Origin of the sequence: Endozoicomonas sp. ALD068, from assembly GCF_049310145.1 — a bacterium.
Classification (GTDB): domain Bacteria; phylum Pseudomonadota; class Gammaproteobacteria; order Pseudomonadales; family Endozoicomonadaceae; genus Endozoicomonas_A.
In genome coordinates, this window is the sequence record NZ_JBLYNU010000004.1 from 1,901,046 (window position 1) to 1,919,739 (window position 18,694).

At 45.1% G+C, this 18,694-nt stretch carries 13 protein-coding genes; 8 read left to right on the forward strand and 5 right to left on the reverse strand.

Features of this window, described 5'->3' with window-relative positions:
- Nucleotides 1-215 precede the first annotated feature (215 nt).
- Both ACO6V5_RS06770 and ACO6V5_RS06775 read left to right on the forward strand, forming a co-directional pair.
- Complete coding sequence (locus ACO6V5_RS06770; protein ID WP_422410555.1) at nt 216-2,018, forward strand: hypothetical protein; 1,803 nt, start codon at nt 216-218, stop codon at nt 2,016-2,018.
- 304 nt (nt 2,019-2,322) lie between these two features.
- A complete protein-coding gene (locus ACO6V5_RS06775) occupies nt 2,323-4,062 on the forward strand; it encodes a hypothetical protein (protein WP_422410553.1) in 1,740 nt (579 codons plus the stop codon).
- Nucleotides 4,063-4,154: 92 nt separating this feature from the next.
- Here the strand turns inward: ACO6V5_RS06775 and ACO6V5_RS06780 are convergent, their stop codons facing one another.
- Entirely contained in the window at nt 4,155-4,604 is a 450-nt protein-coding gene (locus tag ACO6V5_RS06780) for a universal stress protein (RefSeq protein ID WP_317146481.1), read from the reverse strand.
- Nucleotides 4,605-5,125: 521 nt separating this feature from the next.
- On the opposite strand from ACO6V5_RS06780, the gene fadB reads away from it, so the two are divergent.
- The 6 genes from fadB (at nt 5,126) to ACO6V5_RS06810 (ending at nt 13,078) form a co-directional block, all read left to right on the forward strand.
- Nucleotides 5,126-7,279, forward strand: coding sequence for a fatty acid oxidation complex subunit alpha FadB (fadB, locus tag ACO6V5_RS06785; protein WP_422410550.1), 2,154 nt, complete (start codon nt 5,126-5,128; stop codon nt 7,277-7,279).
- A 61-nt stretch (nt 7,280-7,340) separates the two neighbouring features.
- The gene (fadA, locus tag ACO6V5_RS06790; protein WP_422133780.1) at nt 7,341-8,513 is read left to right on the forward strand and encodes an acetyl-CoA C-acyltransferase FadA; all 1,173 of its coding nucleotides are present in this window, start codon (nt 7,341-7,343) and stop codon (nt 8,511-8,513) included.
- 506 nt (nt 8,514-9,019) lie between these two features.
- A complete protein-coding gene (gene topA / locus ACO6V5_RS06795; protein WP_422133779.1) occupies nt 9,020-11,662 on the forward strand; it encodes a type I DNA topoisomerase in 2,643 nt (880 codons plus the stop codon).
- Between the two features lie 67 nt (nt 11,663-11,729).
- A complete protein-coding gene (locus ACO6V5_RS06800) occupies nt 11,730-12,224 on the forward strand; it encodes a DUF6586 family protein (protein WP_422133778.1) in 495 nt (164 codons plus the stop codon).
- Nucleotides 12,225-12,352: 128 nt separating this feature from the next.
- Nucleotides 12,353-12,658, forward strand: coding sequence for a PTS sugar transporter subunit IIB (locus ACO6V5_RS06805; RefSeq protein WP_422137978.1), 306 nt, complete (start codon nt 12,353-12,355; stop codon nt 12,656-12,658).
- A gap of 177 nt (nt 12,659-12,835) precedes the next feature.
- Entirely contained in the window at nt 12,836-13,078 is a 243-nt protein-coding gene (locus tag ACO6V5_RS06810; protein ID WP_422133776.1) for a hypothetical protein, read from the forward strand.
- 26 nt (nt 13,079-13,104) lie between these two features.
- Here ACO6V5_RS06810 and ACO6V5_RS06815 read toward each other — a convergent pair whose 3' ends face one another.
- The 4 genes from ACO6V5_RS06815 to ACO6V5_RS06830 all read right to left on the reverse strand — a co-directional run bounded on the left by ACO6V5_RS06815 (nt 13,105) and on the right by ACO6V5_RS06830 (nt 18,524).
- Nucleotides 13,105-13,593 (reverse strand): SulA-like leucine-rich domain-containing protein, encoded by a 489-nt coding sequence (locus tag ACO6V5_RS06815; protein ID WP_422133775.1) that lies wholly within the window; start codon nt 13,591-13,593, stop codon nt 13,105-13,107.
- A gap of 126 nt (nt 13,594-13,719) precedes the next feature.
- Nucleotides 13,720-14,322 (reverse strand): transcriptional repressor LexA, encoded by a 603-nt coding sequence (lexA, locus tag ACO6V5_RS06820; protein ID WP_422137976.1) that lies wholly within the window; start codon nt 14,320-14,322, stop codon nt 13,720-13,722.
- Between the two features lie 397 nt (nt 14,323-14,719).
- Complete coding sequence (locus ACO6V5_RS06825; protein WP_422410544.1) at nt 14,720-16,453, reverse strand: serpin family protein; 1,734 nt, start codon at nt 16,451-16,453, stop codon at nt 14,720-14,722.
- A gap of 301 nt (nt 16,454-16,754) precedes the next feature.
- Nucleotides 16,755-18,524, reverse strand: a complete 1,770-nt coding sequence (locus ACO6V5_RS06830; protein WP_422133772.1) for a serpin family protein — start codon at nt 18,522-18,524, stop codon at nt 16,755-16,757.
- Between the last annotated feature and the right edge of the window lie 170 nt (nt 18,525-18,694).

Below are 18,694 nucleotides of genomic sequence, written 5' to 3' on the forward strand. Positions count from 1 at the left end.
GCTGCAACGAACTGGATGTTGAAATGCTTGAGCTGCCCGGGCCACTGCTGAAATTCTGGAATCAGGTAAAGTACGCTCTATGGAGAGCAGGTCGTTAGAATCAGACCACGACAATGAACCGGTGAGTGTCAGGTCTGATATTCGTGACCAGAATCGGGCATTATTGCGATCGTTGGTCTACTTTACGAGGGTTCTTCAAACCTTTAGGAAGTAGAATGATCAGCCAGTCCATTTCTCAATTATCAAAAACAACAAGGCTATCAATATTTACCCATCGTACCAGGGCGAGTCAGCTAGTCGCAGGTTCACTCGGTATTATTATGGCTTGCCACTGCTCAACATTGCTGGCAGCAAACCCTTTATTAACGCCGGTGGATGAAAGATTTTTTGCAGGAAAGGGAACAAAAGAGTCTGACTTTCTATCCGATTTGATTAATCATAATGCTCTTACAGGGAGGTTTCCCTTAGCCACCCCGAATGATACCAATCTTATCTTTGCCATGAATACCGGGTATGAACAAGACGTCAATGAGAGTGAGGTTCAAGAGCAACCGCAGGGAGCTGAAGCACCGCAGATGCAGCCTTTGATGAACCTTTCGCTGCCGCCAATGTCCCGCGAACAAATTGCAGAAATTATCCGCAAATTGAATTTAGAGTTCTCAGAAGAGACTCTAACCACGCTGTTGAACAACATTCCGGAAATGCCCCCGGGTAATAATCTAACCATTGCAACTATGATTGAGCAAGTAAAGGCCAGTCTTCACGTTGACCTCGATGAAAATCAGAATGTAATCATGAAAACTTTATCTTATCTCCAAAGTACCCTGTCTCCTGTCGATCTTAACAATTCGCAACAACAAGAGAACCTCGCGTATTTGCTGGTGGCTTACTATGCAGCCATAAATTCAAGTGGAGCTTCTTCTCAAAGGGCCCATGTTTTTTTTACTTCATTCCTGCTTCACGCTGCTGAAATAGCTGGAATATCCAGACTCCACTGGTATAGAGATGCACTGTTAGGTAAACGTAAACCGATAGAAGATAAAAATGTTTTAAAAGAAAATGTTGCAAAATCATTTTCAGTGTTTTCTGGTCTGAAATCTTTTGAAAAAGAACGCATTAAGCTTTTGCAACAATTGGAGAATCCCTTAGAGTCTGGACAACCCGATAATGTATCAGTCGATGGATTATTAAACGGCGCTGTTAAATTGCTCAATCATGACATTGACAGACACGGAATACCGAAATATGTACGACAGCGAAGATCGGCTGAGCAAATGCTGTGGCTAATACAAGTACATGGTGGCTTAGGGCCTGAATTAGTGTCTTGGGGCAATCAGTTCTTGAAGCTGATTGATGTCATAAGTCTGATGCTTGACCCTTTCGATCATATAAGGTTAATAGACCTAACTACAGCTATTGATAACATAGAGGAATATTTCAGAGCATCAGGTAAAAAGACAACCTTTTATAACCATGAGCACATAACAAAGAATTTATTTGAAGAAATCAGGAAAGGAATAGTAGAAATAATGATTGATTTGGGGGATCTGGAACCTGAATCATTTCTAAAACTGTTGATACACATCAAATATTATATATGCCAAGAATTACACGCAGCTTTTCCTGATGAAAATGATTATCACGCCATACTGGCAACCCTCACTAGAGGATTTAAGGCTCTGGTGGTGCAATCAATTGATTTATGGCAACTGCTTCCTGATACAACTCTTGGCTCTATAGAACCTGAACAAGCTAACGAAGCCACGGATGACGAGGCAGCAGAGTTACAGAAAAAAGAACTGATAAAACGTCTGAATGACGAGGCAGCAAAGTTAGAGAAAAGAGTCCTGATGAAACGTATGGAGTCATTGGATGAATTCTCGAAATGGCTTGATTATTTAATTGGTTGGAGTACGGAGGTTTCTGAATTCGATTACCAGAGTGAATCTGAAAGAAGTTACACTGATGGTAGTGATTCCAGCAGTTATTCTGACTGGAGTGATTCTGAACAGGATTGATATTGACACAGCAGAAGGTGTAAATCCCACGCAGCAACTGCTCCTGCGTTGCTCTGGCTCCTGCATTCATGCAGCGGTTCGGTTGCAATAAATGGGTCTGAAAATTTCTCGCAATCCTCGCTGTGGGGTCGCCCAGACGGGGTCGCCCAGACGGGGTCGCCTAGACGGATGCTGAAGTCTGACAGTCTCCCAGAGACGACAATGAGCCGGTGAGTGTCAGATCTGATATTCGTGACAAGAATTGAGCATTATTGTGATCCTTGGTCTACTTTCCGAGGGTGCTTCAAACCTTTAAGGAAGTAGAATGATCAGCCACTCCATTTCTCAATTATCAAAAACAACAAGGCTATCAATATTCACCCATCGTACCAGGGCAAGTCAGCTAGTCGCCGGTTCCCTTGGTATTATCATGGCTTGCCCCTGTATGGCATTGCTGGCGGAAAATCCTTTATTAACACAGGTGGATGAAATATTTTTTGAAGGAAAGGGAACAAAAGAGTCCAACTTTCTACCCGACTTGATTAACCATAATGCTCTTACGGGGAGGTTTCCCTTAATCAACCCAAATGATACCAATCTTATTTTTGCCATGAACACCGGGAATGAACAAGACGTCAATGAGATTGAGGTTCAGGAAGAACCGCAGGGAGCTGAAGCAGCGCAGATGCAGCCTTTGATGAACCTTTCGCTGCCGCCAATGTCCCGTGAACAAATTGCAGAAATTATCCGCAAATTAAACTCAGGCCTCTCAGAAGACACTCTAACCACTTTGTTGAATAACATTCCGGAAATGCCCCCGGGTAATAATCTGACCATTGCAAGCATGATTGAGCAAGCCAAGGCTAGTCTTCACGTTGACCTTGATCAAAATCAGAATGCAATCATGGAGGCTCTATCTTATCTCCAAGGTACCCTGTCGCCTGTCGATCTTAACAATTCGCAACAACAAGAGAGCCTCGCGTATTTGCTGTTGGCTTACTATGCAGCCATAAAGTCAAACGGAGCTTCCTCTCAAAGGGCCCATGTTTTTTTTACTTCATTCCTGATTCACGCTGCTGAAATAGCTGGAATATCCAGACTTCACTGGCATAAAGATGAGCTGTTAGGTAAAAGTAAACCGATAAAAGATAAAAATGTTTTAAAGGAAAATGTTGAAAAATCGTCTTCAGTCTTTTCCGGACTGAAATCTTTTGAAACAGAACGCATGAAACTTTTTCAGCAATTGGAGGCTCCCTTAGAGTCTGGGCAATACAATAATGTGTCAGTCGATTCATTATTAATAGAGGCTGCCAAACTGCTCAACAATAACATTAATAGTCATAGAATAGCGGTCTATAAGCGACAGCAAAGATCAGCTGATCATATGCTGAAGCTAATACAAGAATATGGTGATGAAGAACCTGAATTAGTGGCTTGGGGTAATCAGTTCTTGAAACTGATTGATGTCATAAGTCTGATGCTTGATCCTTTCGATCATTCAAGGTATTCATACGTAGAGACAGATATTGTTAATATAAAGAAATATTTCAGAGCATCAGGTAAAGCGATAACCTTTTATAACTATAAGCGCAATGAAAAGGAATTATTTCAACAAATCAAATTTGGAATGACTGTAACATACAATAATATTGGAAACCTGGATCCTGAATTATTTCGAAAACTATTGGTACAAATCAAATATTATATTAGCCAACAATTACACAGAGCTTTTCCTGATCAAAATGATTATCGCGCCTTACTGACAATCCTCACTGTCGGATTTAAGGATCTGGTGTTTCAATCATTTGAATTATGGGAGCTGCTTCCTGACACAACTATTGGCTTGCTTCCTTCTGACACAACTATTGGCTCCAATGACGCTGAACAAGCTAATGAAACCATGGACGAGGCAGCAAAGTTACAGAGAAAAGAACTGAGAAAACGTCTACGTGACAAGAGAGCAAAGTTACAGAAAAGAGATCTGATAAAACGTGTATATTATTTGATGAAATTCACGGAGTGGCTTGATTATCTAAAGAAGATGCGAACAAGTCCTCAACCATGAGATACTATTTTTATTAAGTCAGGAGTCAACAGTCAGCAGCGTGCAGCCTTAAGAACAGATATCTGCCAACTGTAAACTCACCACTTCGGTTTTTATTTATGGTTGTTATTTTTACCCACTCTTACCGCCAGAACGTCACAGCCTGCACCATGCAGAATGCTGGTTGATGTTGAACCGAGGATCAGGGCCAGACCGTGTCTGCCGTGGCTTCCAACAACGATCAGGTCAACGTCTGATTCGTCAGCGATGCGATGTACTTCTCTTTCCGGGCGGCCATAAACGACATGCTGCTCGCCCTTGTCCAGATTAATACTCTCTGCCAAACGCGAAATACGCTCTCTGGCCTGCTGGGTGATTTCATCCTGAAGGGTTGTGAGATCCAGTGGGATATCACTGCCATAAGCCACACTCAGTGGTTCAACCACATGCACCAGGGTTAGTCTCGCCTGGTAGGTTTCTGCAAGAGACTTTGCTTTATCCAGAACATCGTCTGCCTCGTCAGACAGGTCAATAGCAACGAGTATATGGTTATATTGACTCATAGACCGTCTCTCTCTTCCCGGTGTTTTTCAGAGAAATGCAGCTCAATCCAGTTTCGTAGCCATTTTTATCATCTGAGCCGGTGAGCTGCATTTCCGGATCATGGCTGTGCACTATAACCACAACAGCTACAATACCGCTGCATAAAGTTGCGATATGAGGTTGTGACATAAAGTGGCGATTAACTGCAGGCATCATAGACCAAACGCCTATATTGTATGGCTGTAGCTGGAGTTGTCCAAGTAAATTTGCAATGGGTATTTGTTATGAATCAGTATTTTTGCGGATATATTGGTGTTCATTTCCTTGACATTGATAAAAAATTCAAAGAAGGTAGGCTCAAAAATTCAAACGGTTGTATGAATTTCTGGCGAACACAGTCTGAGATGTATTCATCAGGAGTCTTACTGAGAATAATCTGCCATTTTCGTTAAAGGCACTATTTTCAGTCAGACTTCTGGCGCCATTTGTTCAGACGTCAGTTATCAGGACAACCTTTTTCAATCCGTCCGGAGAGAGATAAATGATATATCAGGGGAAAGCGTTCAAGGTTCTGGCACTTGAAAGCGGCATCGCTGAGTTGAGATTTGACCTGGATGGGGAGTCGGTGAACAAGTTCAACCGGCTTGCCATTGAAGATCTTAATGCTGCAGTCCAGGCCATCAAGTCGGACGGCACCATTAAGGGTGTCGTTCTTACCAGTGGCAAGGAAGGCGTTTTCATTGTTGGTGCTGATATCAAGGAGTTCACTTCCAACTTCCGTCAGGAAGAGAGTGAACTGATGGAGATGGTCATGGGCGTAAACCAGACCTTCAGCAGTTTTGAAGATCTGGATATGCCGACCGTTGCCGCCATCAATGGCAGCGCTCTGGGTGGTGGTTTTGAGATCTGCCTGTGTGCTGACTATCGTGTTCTGTCCAACAAAGGCGGTGTCGGCCTGCCTGAAGTTAAACTCGGTATCTACCCGGGATGGGGTGGGACTGTCCGTTTGCCACGTTTGATCGGTGTTGATAACGCGATCGAGTGGATTGCTGCCGGTCGTGAACAGAAGCCTGATGCAGCTCTGAAAGTGGGTGCTGTAGACGCAGTCGTTGAAACCGAAAAGCTGGTGGACTCAGCGGTAGCTATCATCAAACGCTGCCTGGCAGGTGAGCTGGATTACAATGCCCGTAAGGATGAAAAGCGTTCACCTCTCAAGCTGCCTTTGCTGGAATCGCTGATGGCTTTTGAAACAGCTACGGCGGTTGTCAAGCAGCAAGCGGGCCCTCACATGCCAGCACCTGTGGCTTCTGTCAAAGCGATCAAAAAGCATGCCGAGCTGCCAAGAGACGAAGCCCTGAAAGTGGAAGCTGAAGGTTTCGTCAAGTTGGCCAAGACGCCTGTGTCTGACGTCCTGGTGGGTCTGTTTCTGAACGACCAGATGCTCAAGAAGAAGACCAAGGAGCTGACCAAAAAGGCAGGTAAAGTTGAGAAAGCCGCTGTTCTGGGCGCCGGCATCATGGGTGGTGGTATTGCATACCAATCTGCTTATAAAGGCACTCCCATCCTGATGAAAGACATCGCTCAGGAAGGTCTGAATCTGGGGTTGAGCGAGGCCAGCAAGCTGCTGTCCAAGCGAGTGGCCCGTGGTCGTATGGACCCTCTGAAAATGGGAGAGGTTCTTAATCACATTGTTCCAACTCTGTCGTACAGTGAGTTTGGTGATGTTGATGTCGTTGTCGAAGCCGTTGTCGAAAACGTCAATGTTAAGAGGGCAGTCCTGAGCGAAGTAGAAAATCACGTCAGTGAGGACGCTGTTCTGGCCTCCAATACTTCGACCATTTCAATAACAGAGCTGGCTAAGGATCTGAAAAGACCCGAAAAATTCTGTGGCATGCACTTCTTCAACCCGGTTCACGCAATGCCTCTGGTGGAAGTGATTCGTGGTGAGAAGACCAGCGAAGAAACGGTGGCAACGGTTGTTGCTTATGCCAAGAAGATGGGTAAGGTTCCTATCGTTGTTAATGACTGCCCCGGGTTCCTGGTTAACCGGGTGCTGTTCCCGTACTTTGGTGGTTTCGCCGCGCTGGTGAAAGACGGTGCCGACTTCCAGCAAGTCGATAAAGTCATGGAGAAGTTTGGCTGGCCAATGGGTCCGGCTTACCTGCTTGACGTAGTGGGTATCGATACTGGCTCTCATGCGGAAAAAGTGATGGCTGAAGGTTTCCCCGACCGTATGTCCCGTGACTGGAAGAGTGCCATTGACGTGATGTTCGAGAATGGGCGTTACGGACAAAAAAACAATGTCGGCTTCTACAAGTACGAGCAGGACAAGAAAGGTAAGCCCAAAAAGGTGGTCGACGAAGCGGCTTATGAGCTTCTCTCTGAAGTGGCTGGTGAAAGTCGTGAGTTTGAGACTCAGGAAATTATTGATCGCATGATGATTCCACTGTGTATGGAAACCGTTCGTACACTGGAAGACGGCATTGTTGATACAGCTGCTGAGGCTGACCTGGCTCTGCTCAACGGCATCGGCTTTCCGGTTTTCCGAGGCGGCGCCCTGAAGTACATCGATAGCATGGGTGTCGACAAATTCGTTGAACTGGCTGATCAGTACGCTCACATCAGTCCTCTGTATCAGCCTACTGAAAAGCTGCGGGAAATGGCCCGTGAAGGCAAGACGTTTTACGGCGCGTAAACAGCCTTGAGCGACAAAAAAATGGTTAATCACGAGCAACAGATTTAAGAGAGAATTGACTATGAGCCTTAATCCGAGAGACGCCGTAATTGTTGACTTTGGGCGGACCCCTATGGGTCGCTCAAAGGGTGGCATGTACCGAAATGTCCGTGCCGATGACCTGTCTGCCAACCTTATCACCGGAGTATTGAACCGTAATCCCGGTGTTAACCCTGAAGAAGTTGAAGACGTGATCTGGGGCTGTGTCAACCAGACTTTGGAGCAGGGTTGGAACGTCGCCCGTATGGCGTCTTTGATGACTCCCATTCCTCATACTTCATCAGCCCAGACTGTCAGCCGTCTTTGTGGTTCTTCCATGAGCGCACTGCACACCGCTGCTCAGGCTATTCAAACCGGTAACGGTGATGTCTTTGTTGTAGGTGGTGTTGAGCACATGGGCCATGTGGGCATGATGCACGGAGTGGATCCTAACCCGCGCCTGTCCAAGTACGCTGCCAAAGCTGCCGGTATGATGGGTCTGACTGCAGAAATGCTGGGGTTGATGCACGGCATTACTCGTGAAGCCCAGGATGAATTTGGTGTGAGGTCTCACATGAGAGCCTGGGAAGCGACCAAAGCCGGTCAGTTTAAAGATGAGATCATCCCTATGCAGGGACATGATGATGATGGCAATCTGGCCGTTTTCACCGAAGATCAGACGATCCGTCCTGAAACCACACTCGAAGGACTGGCGCAGTTGAAGCCTGCCTTTAACCCGAAAGGGACAGTGACAGCCGGAACGTCTTCCCAGATTACCGATGGTGCTTCCTGCATGATTGTTATGTCTGCACAGCGTGCACAGGACCTGGGTCTTCAGCCAATGGCTGTGATTCGTTCCATGGCAGTTGCCGGTGTTGATCCGTCCATCATGGGCTATGGTCCTGTGCCCAGCACCAAGAAAGCTCTCGAGCGTGCAGGACTGACTATCGATGACATTGATCATGTTGAGTTGAATGAAGCCTTTGCTGCTCAGGCTCTGCCTGTCCTGAAAGACCTGAATCTGCTCGACAAGATGGATGAGAAGGTGAATCTGCACGGTGGCGCTATTGCCCTGGGTCACCCCTTCGGATGCTCTGGTGCCCGCATCTCCGGTACTCTGCTGAATGTAATGAAGCAGAACAATGGTACGCTCGGTGTAGCAACCATGTGTGTAGGTCTGGGTCAGGGTATTACTACGGTATTTGAACGTCTGTAAGGCGTCGGCCTTTGCCAGACGGGTTCCTGTCTGGCTTATCCTGCCTGAAAGTACTCGCCCCGGAATTCTATTCCGGGGTATTCCTTTTTGATGCATTTTTATGCAGAGATTCTGCTTCGAAAATGAGTATATTTTTCAGTGTCTGCATAAGTTATTTTGTCGGTAAAACCCGACATTTTTTCCCGTCAATGATCATCATGAAATCTGTCAGGCTTCACAGTAATTAAATAATCTTTTGATATTCAAGGATATTATTGCTTATAACTGGCTGGATTAATCATTGAGGCTGTGAAACGATAAATAAGAGGGTCGTTCGAGAAAAATTCAGGATCATTGCAGGGTTTTCCTTGACCGATGTTTTTCTTGACCTTATATATTGAAACAATTTTCAATTCCCGACCTTTCTTGTTTTGGTCGCAGACAGCACTGAGTGTTTTATGATCTTTTTTCCAGGCTGGTCAGCATAACCGGAACAATGGAGCTGATTACAGGACGTGTAAGGTAGCATGGGTAAATCTTTAGTTATCGTCGAGTCGCCGGCCAAGGCGAAGACAATAAACAAATATCTGGGCAAGGACTTTGTTGTTAAGTCCAGTGTTGGTCACATTCGTGATTTGCCCACCGCAGGTGGCTCCAGGAAGCCTGTGGACCCCAAAGCTCGGGCAAAGGCTGCTGCTGAGACACGTAAGCTATCTCCTGAGCAGAAAATCATCCATAAGAAGCGCAAAGCCAAAGAACAGCTGATTGAAAGAATGGGCATCGACCCTGAAAAAGGCTGGCAGGCACGTTACGAGATACTGCCCGGCAAAGAGAAGGTGGTTGACGAGCTGCGTCGACTTGCAGCATCGGCTGACACAATTTACCTCGCAACCGATTTGGATCGTGAGGGAGAGGCCATCGCATGGCATCTTCAGGAAGCCATTGGGGGGGAGCCTGGTCGTTATAGGCGGGTAGTCTTCAACGAAATTACCAGGAATGCCATCCAGGAAGCCTTCAAAGAGCCCGGCTCTCTCAATATTGACCGAGTCAATGCCCAGCAGGCAAGGCGATTCCTCGACCGTGTAGTAGGTTATATGGTTTCTCCTCTGCTCTGGGCTAAAATTGCCCGTGGCCTGTCAGCAGGGCGGGTGCAGTCAGTAGCGGTTAAGTTGATTGTTGAGCGGGAGCGTGAAGTCAGAAGCTTTATCCCGGAAGAGTACTGGGAAGTTTACGCTGACCTGGCTACGGAAAATGGAGAAGTTATCCGTTTTCAGGTGGCCAAAGAAGCTGGCGATGCCTTCAGACCTGTCAGTGAGGCTGCCACCGGAGTTGTTCTTGAAAAGCTGAGACAGGCTGATTACAAGCTGACCGTGCGTGAAGACAAACCGACCCGAAGTCGTCCTTCTGCACCCTTCATTACCTCAACCCTGCAGCAGGCGGCCAGTACGCGTCTGGGATTCAGTGTCAAGAAGACCATGATGATGGCCCAACGTCTTTATGAAGCGGGTCACATCACCTACATGCGTACTGACTCGACCAATCTGAGTCAGGAAGCGGTGGAGAGTGCCCGGGAATTTATCGATGGTACGTTCGGCTCAAGGTATCTGCCTGAAAATCCGAACCGGTATTCCAGTAAAGAAGGCGCTCAGGAGGCTCACGAAGCAATACGTCCTTCCTCTGTGACTGCTGAGCCAGGCTCTATTTCCGGTCTTGAGAAGGATGCAGAGCGGCTCTATGAACTGATCTGGAGACAGTTTGTTGCCTGTCAGATGACGCCTGCGGAGTACCTGAGTACGTCCCTGACAGTTCGGGTGGACGACTTTGATCTCAAAGCGAGGGGCAGAACCCTCAAGTTTGATGGTTACACCCGGGTTATGGCAGCCATAGCCAAAAAGGGTGAAGACATCATTCTGCCGGCTCTGGAAAAAGGTGATCCGCTGGATCTGAAAAAACTGGACCCGAAACAGCTGTTTACAAAACCGCCTGCCCGTTTCAGTGAAGCGGCTCTGGTAAAAGAGCTTGAGAAGCGTGGAATAGGCAGGCCCTCCACTTACGCTTCCATTATTTCGACTATCCAGGATCGCGGCTATGTTTCCCTGAAAAATCGTCGTTTCTATGCCGAGAAAATGGGCGATATTGTCACAGACCGGCTGGTTGAGAACTTCCATGATCTCATGGATTACAACTTTACCGCCAAGATGGAGTCCAATCTCGATGTAGTGGCTGAAGGTGGTGAGAACTGGAAAGATCTGCTGGACAGTTTCTACAGTGATTTCAGCAGCAAGCTGGAGCAGGCTGAAGACGACAGCGACGGTATGCGATCCAATGACCCTTCTCCTACCGATATCAAATGTCCTGATTGTGGCAGGGATATGATGATTCGCACGGCCAGTACGGGAGTATTTCTGGGCTGTTCCGGTTACTCGCTCCCGCCCAGGGAGCGTTGTAAATGTACCATTAATCTGGTGCCCGGCGAAGAAGTTGAAGATGCTGACGACGAGAATGCAGAAGTCAACGCCTTGCGGGCTATGCATCGTTGTCCCAAGTGTTCTACGGCAATGGAAAGCTACCTGATTGATGAGCAGCGTAAGCTTCATGTCTGTGGTAATAACCCGGACTGCTCTGGCTATGAAGTGGAAAAAGGTCAGTTCAAACTCAAGGGTTATGATGGTCCCGTGCTTGAATGTGACAAGTGCGGTTCTGAGATGCAGCTCAAATCCGGACGCTTTGGTAAATACTTTGGTTGTACCAACAGCGAGTGTAAAAACACCCGTAAGCTCTTGAAAAGCGGGGAAGCGGCTCCCCCCAAAATGGATCCGGTACCCATGCCTGAGCTCAAATGTCTGAAAGTGGATGATCATTATATTCTCAGAGATGGTGCCTCAGGTCTTTTTCTGGCGGCCAGTCAGTTCCCAAAGAACCGTGAGACCCGTGCTCCTCTGGTCAGTGAACTGATCCCGCATCAGGCGGCTATTGATCCAAAGTATCATTATCTTCTGGATGCACCGAGACAGGATGCTGATGGTAATCCCGCAATCATTCGCTACAGTCGCAAAACCAGGACTCAGTATGTTATGACTGAGTCTGAAGGTAAGGCGACAGGGTGGAGTGCTACCTTCCAGGACGGCAGGTGGGAAGAAAAAGTCACCAGGAAGCGTAAAAAATCCTGACCTGGCCTCGTCACAAACAAGACCTTCACAGAGATCCGTGGAGGTCTTTTTATTTTTGAGAAAGATTATGTCTGAGCAGTGGCGTTCCCATACCAACAAAAAATTACACTATGCCCGTTTACAGCTGGATGCCTGGGAAAGAGCAGAAGCTTTTGAGCAGGAGGCTTTTCGAGAGGCATTTCTGATGCATGCCAGTCAAGCCTATTCCTCGATGCTGGCGGAGATATTGTCTCCCTACGGTGAGCAGCTGACCCGGTTGCTGTCTCTGGAAGATGCTTGCAGATTGATGGATGAGCAACCTGCAGAAGTGTCTGAACTCGAGCAGTTAAAGCAGCTGGAGTCATCGGACAGTTGGCTGGCAGATTTACTTAAAGCTTATGACGATATTTTTAATGCTAATGGTAATATACAATCATATTCAAGTAATAGCAGTATGATTATGATTGCTTCGGATACTAGTGAAGTCACCAAAGGTATTAAGACGCCAGAAAGTGCCAAGAGTATTCTTGCCTCCCTCAAGGAGTTGGTAGGGCACTTTAGAAATTTCAATCTTGAATGGTGATTAGATTTTTTAGATCTGATTCATGACTCATAATAGTGTGCCTGGATTGATTCAAACCGTGCATGATTGTGGGAATGTTTAGAACTCTGTTGTTTATGGCTGTTGTTCAATTTGATCAGAGGTATCTTATGACTAAGATCATGCTGTGCTGTTCGGCAGGTATGTCTACCAGCATGTTCGTGGAGAAAATGCGCGAAGCAGCTGAAAGTCGGAGTGAAGAAGTCGAGGTTGAAGCCTTCGGCGCTAGTCATTTCGATGAACAGGTAGCCTGTTTCGATGTTGTTCTGCTGGGTCCTCAGGTTAAATATATGTTGAATGATCTCAAGCTGCGTGCTGCCGAATATGCTGTTCCGGTTGAGGCGATCAGCCCTGTTGATTATGGCACGATGAATGGTGCGAAAGTGTTGGGCTTTGCTCTGTCGCTAACAGCCTGATTAATTCCAGTTTATCGTGTGTATGCTGCAATACGGGGGCAAAAGCTGCAGCTCTTTTAAGGGTTTTTACTTTCCAGTCTGCAATAACACTTTGCATTACTCTCTACTGACCTATTGCATCATAAGTCACAATGCTGCATGATTTCTCCCTCTTATACGCTATTTATGGAACGAAATATGGCTGCATCGTTTTTGGAAATTGTGGAACTTCCAACAGGAGAGATTGTTCTGCGAAGCAGTGACGACGAGGGTGAGCCCCTGCTGACTATGAAATTTTCAGAGGAAGCCAAACAGTATCTTGAAGGGGACCATTTGCAAGTGGCAAAGGTCATGTTTGATGCTGGCATGCGTGAAGTTGCTGAACTCACTCGTCCGCAATCCTCTGAAGAAGAGATTCCTGAGAACAGAGTACTGCACTGACTCCATTTTCATGAAAATGACGGGCATCATGCAACCTGTCTACTGCGAATAGCCAGCCCCTGACACTGTCCATTCCTGGCTGCGCTTTCAAGCTTAGTTAGCCACCCTTTATCCAAATGCCCCAGCCAGCTGATGACAGTGTGGCTGGTTCCGGATGCCAGCGCTTTCCTGGTGAGTTCCAATGTCTGATTAATATTGTTGGAGCTAAAGATTTGCACCTTGTCATGATTTAAGTCGCAATTCTTTAACCAGTGCAGGGTTCTGGTGTCATCTGCCAGAATCAGGGTCAACCAACGTTCACTGTCAGTGGACAGCTGACTGAGCATGGGCGTCAGGAGTTGTTCTGCCTGCCAGGGTTGACCTGAAAGAATGAGTTCATTAATACTGGGCTTCAGAGACTTTTCAGTTTTTCCTGATAAAGTCTTTTCTAGGCGCGAGGGGTTAATGCAGACTGTATTGGTCTGGTAGCTTGGGGCTGAAAAATTGTGCCTTTCACTGCTGGTTCGGTACAGCATAAATTCTTCCTTCTGGCATAGCCCGGACGCTGTTTGTTATTCGCACTTCAGCGTAGTGGGCCTTTAACAACAGCTGCCTGTTGTGAGTAGTGTCTCTGGTAATGGTCAGGCTCATCTTATTCCGTCTCAGGACTGATTTCTGATGACTCCGACGCTTAAACCTTCGATGGCAAAGGCATCCTGAGTGAGATCAACGACTATGGTTTCGAACTCGTCGTTTTCCGGATGCAGCAATACTTTGTTTTTCTGTTTCTCGAATCTTTTCACGGTGACATCATCTTCAATCCGGGCGACGACAACCTGACCGTTTCGAACATCTGTTGTCTTGTGAACGGCCAGCAGGTCACCATCAAGAATCCCGATGTCCTTCATGCTCATTCCTTTTACCCTTAACAGGAAGTCTGCCGATGGGGTGAAGAAAGCGGGATTGAGCATCAGGTGGTCTTCGATATGTTCCTGGGCGAGGATCGGGTTCCCGGCAGCAACTTGTCCGATAATCGGAAGGCCTTCAGGCTGGCTGTCCGGAATACGGATACCGCGGGAGGCGCCGGGGGTAATCTCGATAGCGCCTTTACGGGCCAGTGCCCTGAGATGTTCTTCGGCAGCATTGGGTGAGCGAAAGCCGAAGGTCTTGGCGATTTCGGCTCTGGTGGGTGGGAAACCTGTCTCGTCAATATGAGATTTGATCAGGTCCAGTATCTCGGATTGCCGTTTAGTCAGTTTGATCATGGTCTCTCAATCTGTTTTTTTATACAGTATCTGTGATTATATACAGTATTTTTGTGGTGGCAAGTTATTAAATACCTGGCCAGTTGGTTTCGCATATTCTGGCGAGTGGATTTTTTCATCCTTCAAGGCGCAACGACGGGCGCGTAGCCTTAGCTACGCAACCAGAGTTGGAACGCAGAAGGGTGGAAAAAGCCGCCGTCCAGAATATGCGAAACCAACTGGTTAGGTACTTATGTTCAGGCCAGCAAAAACTGACAAGAGGGTCGTCAATGGTGCAGGTGAGGCATGCTTTGCCACCATAGTGATGAGTTGTTGGCTGAAATTCGCAAGCTGAGTCCCTGAAGCTTTTTTTAATAAAAAATCCGGAGGTGGTTAATCTCCGGATTTGGCATTTTATTTATGATTGTGTAGAAGTTAATTTCTTCCGCAGTGCATCCCAGGCATCATTTGAAACTTCTACTTCAAAGCCATCAAAACCATGCCAAACTTTAACAAAATCTACATGTTTGTAATCAAGCCATTCTAATATTCTTTCTCTGATATCAAGGGCATTATCCTTACTACCAGTATGGATAGCTAATCTGGATTTAACTGCTTTGGCACTTTTGATATTAAAATCCTCTTTCGGATCAAACTTATGGTATATTAGTTTACTCACATCAATAGATTCATCATCTGGTAACATATATTTTATAGAGTTAATAGTTTCTTCAATAATTTTTTCGTCTTTTTTGGGTTCATCTATTTTTCTGTAATTTTTATAATTTTCGATAGGAGTCATTTTGCTATCAGCTGTCAAGTCATTTGGTTTCAAACTTTTATCAGATTTCAAATCATTAGATTTCAAGCTTTCAGCTGAGTCATTCCCGGCCGCATAAAATTCTAAAAAGCTGCCATCCTTAATCAGCATCTCCACCAACCGATTGCCTTGTCCATCTACAATGGCAATGTAACCAGGGGAGACAAAATGAAAGTGTGGTGGTTTTTTTGTACCGAAGCCTCTGAGTGTTCTTGTTGCGGCAGTGGCAACTTGACCATAAGCTCCCTCTTCATTAATGGATACTCTGGTCTTCTGAAGAATTTCCAGATCACAATTTGAGGGATGGCCTAATCTTGTTAAATCTTCAGACCTTATGACATCGGCTCCAAATGTCTGAGAAATTTTGTCGAGTAAATTAGTGTCACAACTGCCGTCTATTTTTATCCTGGGTAGCATTAGATCCATCTCTTTTTTACGGCCATTTAATCCGTCAATCAGGTGATTGATTGTATCAGAATCAAGGTTGTTAATCCCTGTCGGACTGTCATCAGGGGTTATTATTGCGACTAATTTAAGATCTTCACCATTCACTGATCGGAAATTTTTGCCAATGGCGCCAAATTTTCCATTATCAAAAAATTGCACGTTTTCAGTTGACATCATCATCTTGACGTTTTCAATCATACTTCCGTCTGCGCAGATAAATTTGCCCGAGGCCGTTTTTTCTTTAGAAAATGGCCTCTCCCAGATACCCTCGAATTCCATCACATTGCCAATTACCGTTGTAATCAGTTCTCGTCGAGTTTTACAATGACCATGAAACAACTTATTGATTTTTCCATGAGTCTTCTCTTTCACGAAGTCTTCTGCGATGTCGGCCAGGCACCTGTCCTGGTCAGGACGGTCCAGCTTTTCGGTTCGATAACATACAGACAGTATCTGATCAAGATGCTCGTTTATGACGGCAGAGTCAGAACCTATAAAGTTAGCGCAAGAGAGTGCCTTCTGTATCTGATACGGATCCTTGGCGTAAGCATGGTTAATGCTGAATTCGCCTAGTTTTTTATGGATCTCAATCTCCATCTCATCAGTTAACTCTTCTTTAGAGATACCCAGGATCGATGCCTTTCTGGCTTTATCATCCATACTCGCCAGAAGCATACCCAGAACCGGAGCCAGGCTGGTAGAAGACACTACCTTGCTTTTATTGTCCCTGTCGTCTAAGGCGTTCAGAATTCCTAATGACACTTTATCAATCAATTTTTTTACAAGATATGAAGCCTGTGAGGTGGCTTTGAAGGATGTGTTTCGCAGATTTAGCGGTTGCGATGACAATGAAAATTGTCTGAATGAATGTCCAATAGGGTGCATAATATTTTCTCCTAACTCTGATAATAATTAATTTTTTATTCAGGACAAACATACTGCTTCCATGTTTGCGGACAGCGCATGCTTTTCAAATAGCCGTAAATTCTGTGTTATGTAGCATTACTATGAGTTAAGTATTTGCTTTTGCATTAATCACTAACTGGTTAGTTAGTTACGATAACATCTTGTTTCCTGCCATAAAACTTAACTTGTCTATCTGTTCATTTTATGGGGGCTAGTTTGCTTTCAGGCTTTTGTTAATAAAAAAATCCGGAGCTGATTAAACTCCGGATTTGGCTTTTTTTTATGATTGTCCAGAAGTTATTTTAGCAATCATTTTATGCCAGGTATTATTATTAACTATTATTTCAACAGGATTATCTCTTTCATAAATCTTAACAGCAGATCTGTATTCTTCTCCTATGGATTTTAATATTCTTTCTTTAAGATCTTTAGCGTCATCCGAAGAAAAGAATTCGAGTGTTAAAATTTTATCATCTGCCATAGCGCTTTTAATTTCAAGTTTCCCATCCGGATCATAATAGTCTTTTATAAAATTACTCACATTTACAGTTTCAAAAAAGTCAAAAGATAACCGTTTTATTGCAGATAAGTCTTCTTGTACCAGCCTTATTTTTGTGGGCAAATCGATTTTAGGCTCTGTATTATAGTCACTATCAGGCATATCATCTTCACTATCAGACATGTCAAAATCGTAATAACCTGACTGGTTGTCAGAGCTCTGTTTTCCAGCGGGTGTGATTTCAGGTGTACCGCCAAGCTCAAAAAAGCTGCCATCCTTAATCACCATCTCAAGCAACCGATTACCTTGTCCATCGACAATGGCAATGTATCCAGGGTAATTAAACTCAAAGCTGGGACGAGAGGATGGGTCCCTGAGAGTAGTTGTTGCGGCAGTGGCCACTGTACCATAAGCTCCCTTTTCACCAATGGATACTTTGGTCTTCTGTAGTATCTCCAGATCACCGTCTGATGAATCGCCTAATCTTGTTAAATCAGCGGCCTTTATTATGTTGGTTCCAAATACCTCAGAAATTTTGTCGAGTAACCTGGTATCACAACTATTCTCTATTTTTATTTTCGGAAGTCTTAGATCCATCTTCACTTTACGATCATTTAATCTTTCAATCAGATGATTAATGGTTTCAGAGTCAAGTTTATTAATCACTTCAGGATCTTCAAAGTGTGGTTGTATTGCAACTAATTTAAGGTCTTCTCCATTCAAGGATTGGAATTCTTTACCAATGGCATCAAATTCACTGGTCTCAACAAATTGAAGCTCTTCAGTTGAAGACATCATCTTGACGTTTCTAATAAAACTTCCATTTGCGCAATTAAATGGGCGGTGGACCGTTTTGTCTTCAGAGAATTCATCTTTCCAAATACCGTCGAATTCCATCACATGACCTATCACCGCTTTAATTAGTTCTCGTCGAGCTTTAGAATGACCATGAAACAACTTTTCGATTTTTCCATTGGTCTTCTCTTTCACGTAATCTTCTGCGACATCGGCCAGGCACCTGTCATGGTCATGACATTCCAGTTTTTCGGTGTGATAACATTCAGACAGTGTCTGATTAAGCTTCTCATTCCCGAGGGCAGAGGTAGAACCTATGAAGTTACTGCAAGAGAGTGCCTGTTTCTGATCCGGATCCTTGGCGTAAGGATGGTTAACGCTGAATTCACCTAGTTTTTTATGGATCTCAGTTTCCATTTTATCAGTTAAGTCTTCTTTAGAGATACCCAAAACCGATGCCTTTCTGGCTTTATCATCCATACTCGCCAGAAGCATACCCAGAACCGGAGCCAGGCTGGTAGAAGACACTACCTTGCTTTTATCGTCCCTGGCGTCTGCAGCGTTCAGAATTCCTAATGACACTTTATCAATCAGTTTTTTAACAAGATATGAAGCCTGTGAGATGGTTTTGAAGGATGTGTTTCGCACATTTAGTAGTTGCGATGACAATGATAATTGTCTTAATGAATGTCTAATAGGTCCCATTATATTTTCTCCTAACTCTGATAAAAATTTATTTTTATTCAGGACAAACATACTGCTTCCATGTTTGCGGACAGCGCATGCTTTTCAAATAGCCGTAAATTCTGTGTTATGTAGCATTACTATGAGTTAAGTATTTGCTTTCGCATTAATCACTAACTGGTTAGTTAGTTACGATAACATCTTGTTTCCTGCCATAGAGGCCGTTACCATGGTGGATTTAT